At 33.1% G+C, this 3,736-nt stretch carries 3 protein-coding genes and 1 pseudogene; all 4 read left to right on the forward strand.

Translation table 11 applies throughout. The features are described 5' to 3' along the window. Nucleotides 1-164 (forward strand): annotated as a pseudogene (locus AFK68_RS41145) (GIY-YIG nuclease family protein); the annotation flags it as partial. A 281-nt stretch (nucleotides 165-445) separates the two neighbouring features. Continuing rightward, on the forward strand, nucleotides 446-1,231 hold the full coding sequence (gene xth, locus AFK68_RS06440; RefSeq protein WP_094672057.1) for an exodeoxyribonuclease III: 786 nt from the start codon (nucleotides 446-448) through the stop codon (nucleotides 1,229-1,231). 324 nt (nucleotides 1,232-1,555) lie between these two features. Next, entirely contained in the window at nucleotides 1,556-2,431 is an 876-nt protein-coding gene (locus tag AFK68_RS06445) for an SDR family oxidoreductase (protein ID WP_094672058.1), read from the forward strand. 372 nt (nucleotides 2,432-2,803) lie between these two features. After that, complete coding sequence (locus AFK68_RS06450) at nucleotides 2,804-3,406, forward strand: nitroreductase family protein (protein WP_094672059.1); 603 nt, start codon at nucleotides 2,804-2,806, stop codon at nucleotides 3,404-3,406. Nucleotides 3,407-3,736 lie beyond the last annotated feature (330 nt).

Here is a 3,736-nt window from a genome sequence, read left to right on the forward strand (position 1 = left end):
ATGAAAATCCATTAATTGATGAAGTCACTAAAGAAAAACTATTAAAAAATATAGCTAGGCGAGTTGAAGCTAATATTTTAGAGGTATTAAAAGATAGAGGTTTACAAGAAAATATTCGTTTTAATCCTAAGCTTAAAACCAGTGGTTTATTAGATTTAAAGTAAGGATTAAGCTATTACATAATAGTAATCATAAATTATTTGTGAAAAAAAACGGTAGGGGTTTGGTCTCCAAACCAAAGGGAAAAAGGGATTGGGAAACCAAACCCCTACAATAAAATATTACAACCTATTTAGGATTTCTATCTAAGTTGCTTCAATCCTAATAGCATTCTTTATAGATATAGTGTTTCTCAAGTTACTGAGGTACAGTTATTTTTCTTATTTTCTCTTCCCTAGTTTCTCGAATTACTACTCCCTACTCCCTACTCCCTAATCCCTAAATTATGAAAATAGCTACTTGGAATGTCAATTCAATTCGCAGTCGTAAAGAACAAGTTATTGACTGGTTAAAAATAAATTCTGTTGACATTCTCTGTTTACAAGAAACTAAAGTTATTGACCAAGATTTTCCGCGATCGCCTTTTGAAGAATTAGGTTATCACACTTATATTTCTGGTCAGAAATCTTACAACGGTGTGGCAATTTTTAGTCGTTCCCCAATGCAAGATGTTAGTAGTGGTTTTGCTCCTATTTTAGGTGATGATAAAGTGGGAGATTTTGACATACAAAAACGGTTAATTACTGGGGTAATAAATGATGTATGTATCCTTAATCTTTATGTTCCTAATGGTGCTAGTGTTGGTAGTGAAAAATATGACTACAAACTTGATTGGTTAAAATTGTTGCAAGAATATGTACAAATAGTTCTTGACAAATCGCCAAATTTATGTATTTGTGGAGATTTTAATATTGTCCCAGAAGACCGAGATATTCACGACCCAGAAGGTTGTAAAAATTCTGTGGGATTATCTGATGCGGAACGTCAAGCTTTACAAGAAATTCTTAAGTTAGGATTGGTGGATGCTTTTCGCCAGTTTACCAGCGAAGGTGGACATTATAGTTGGTGGGATTATAGAGCAGCAGGTTTTCGCCGTAATCGTGGTTGGCGTATTGACCATCATTATCTTAGTTTACCCCTTTCTCAAAAAGCAACAAGTTGTATAATTGACAAGTCTCCAAGAGAGTTAACAAAACCTAGTGACCATGCACCAGTTGTTGTGGAATTTTAAAGGAAGGAAGAAGGCTTTAGTTATCTAGGAGATAAGTGAAGATTCAAGTAATAATCAAGTAATAATAAGGAAAAAGGAAGAAGTGAAGATTCAAGTAATAATTAGGTAATTATAGAAACTATTTGCTATGTTCAGTTAATATAACAATCCGCGCTTATGTTGTAATATTTTATCGTAGGGGTTTGGTCTCCAAACCCAAGGGAAAATGGGATTTGGAAAGCAAACCCTTACAGTTTTTTTAACGAATCATTTCTTCTGGCTATAGTAAATTTTTGATTCGGTAAATTTTTAGATTGAACTATTAATATATAACCAAAAATAATTATGTTTTTAGTAACAGGAGCAACTGGAGGATTAGGTCGCAGAATTATTAGGATATTGACAGAAAAAAAAATGTCAGTCCGTGCTTTTGTTAGACTAAATTCTGCCTATTCTGAATTAGAAAATCGTGGAGCTGAAATCTTTATCGGCGACTTAAAAATAGACAAGGATATTGATAAAGCTTGTCAAGGAATTGAATATATTATTAGTGCCCACGGTGGTGCGGGTGATGTTCAAGCAGTTGACTATAGAGCTAATATTGAACTGATAGATTGTGCTGTGAAAGTTGGTGTTAAACACTTTGTATTTATTTCTGTATTAGGAGCTAATCGTGGATATGAAGATTCACCAACTTTTAAAGCAAAAAAAGAGGTAGAAAAATATCTCAAAGCTAGTGGATTAAATTATACTATTTTGCAACCTTCTGGTTTTGCTTCTAATCTTTTACCGCTAGCAGAAAGATTTCGAGATACAGGAGTTTATCTACTTATTGGAGAGTCGAAAAATCGCACTTCAATAGTTAGTACAGATGACTTGGCAAAAATTTCTGTGGATTCTGTTTCTGTAGAAGCTGCTTGTAATCAAACTTTGCCTGTGGGAGGACCAGAAATTATTTCTAGAGGAGAAATTTCTCAGATATTTAGTAGAATTTTTAATCGGGAACCTATAGTTATTAATCCACCTTTATTTGTGTTTGATGGATTACGGAATACTCTGGGATTATTTAATCCTGAATTACAAAAAACTTTGGGTACTTTAAGAGTATTATTGGCGAATGAATTTTTCTGCACTCCAGAAGAAATTGAGAATTTAGAGAGAATATTTGAGATAAAAATGGAATCTGTAGAAAATTATATTCGCCGTCAAATGCAAATGTAAAAAAGTTTTTGTTTGTAGTAGGGCTTTAGCCCATCAAATATTTATGCTTGTACCATTTCTCAAAAATCTTGCTATATCTAATTGGGTGGGAAAGTATGGGAGGTAGGAGGAGAGGAAAAATCATAAAAATCTATACTAAAAAACTAATAATTATCAAAAACAAACTTTGAATCTTGGTAAATATTTGACTGTTGAAGTATAGCATTAATCCATGGTAATTTGTATTAGGGCTTCAGCCCTACTACGAGCTTTATTATAACCGGAAAATGAGAATCTAATGCGATATTTTCTTGAACAGTTAAAAATTCACAATATCTCACAATTAAAATAAGATTTTTCACGACTTTAAACAATTACTAAAAAATTCAAAAAATGGAAAAAACTACAGATAATCAATACCCAATTAACGAGTTACTAAAAAAACGTTGGAGTTCTCTAGCTTTTACTAACAAAATGGTTGACTCTGAAGTATTACTTTCACTTCTAGAAGCAGCAAGATGGTCTCCTTCTTGTTTCAATGAGCAACCTTGGAATTTCATAGTTGCTACTAAAGAAAATCCTGCTGAATATGAACGTCTTTTTAGTTGTATTGTAGAAGGAAATCAACCTTGGGCAGGTCTTGCTCCTGTGTTAATGTTATCTGTTGCTAAACTTTCTTTTGAGAAAAATAATAACCCTAATAGACACGCTTTTCACGATGTTGGTTTAGCAGTTGCTAGCTTAACTTTTCAAGCAACAGAAATGGGTTTGAGAGTTCATCAAATGGGAGGTTTTGATGTTGATAAAGCACGGGAATTATATAAAATTTCAGCAGAATATGAACCAGTAGCAGCAATAGCTATTGGTTATCCTGGAGAACCTGAGATTTTGCCTGAGTCTTTACGGGAGAGGGAACTTTCTCCCCGCAGTCGTAAACCGATGAGTTCTTTTGTTTTTACTGGAGAATTTGGTAAGACTGCTTCATTTCTTCAATAGACATCTGTAGTTTAGTAGGTTGGGTTGACGTAGGAAACCCAACAATAATAACCCACCTATCTGTGTTGGGTTTCGGTTCCTCAACCCAACCTACGGATCATCCCAATTATCAAGTTTATTTGGCAGTAGATAACAAAATTTATGAAAAGTTTTTTGCATAAATTGCAATTCAGTTAATTCTCCAAAAATATCAAGTTTTACTATTAGTGATTAATACAAAACAAGAGGAAATTATTAAATGGATAACCTAATTCATTATCAAAATATCATCAAAAAAATTCTAACTAATTATCAAAAAATATCAGCACAAGTTCCCGATATAGTTAGGGT

Origin of the sequence: Hydrocoleum sp. CS-953, from assembly GCF_002260545.1 — a bacterium.
Lineage (GTDB): Bacteria > Cyanobacteriota > Cyanobacteriia > Cyanobacteriales > Microcoleaceae > Trichodesmium.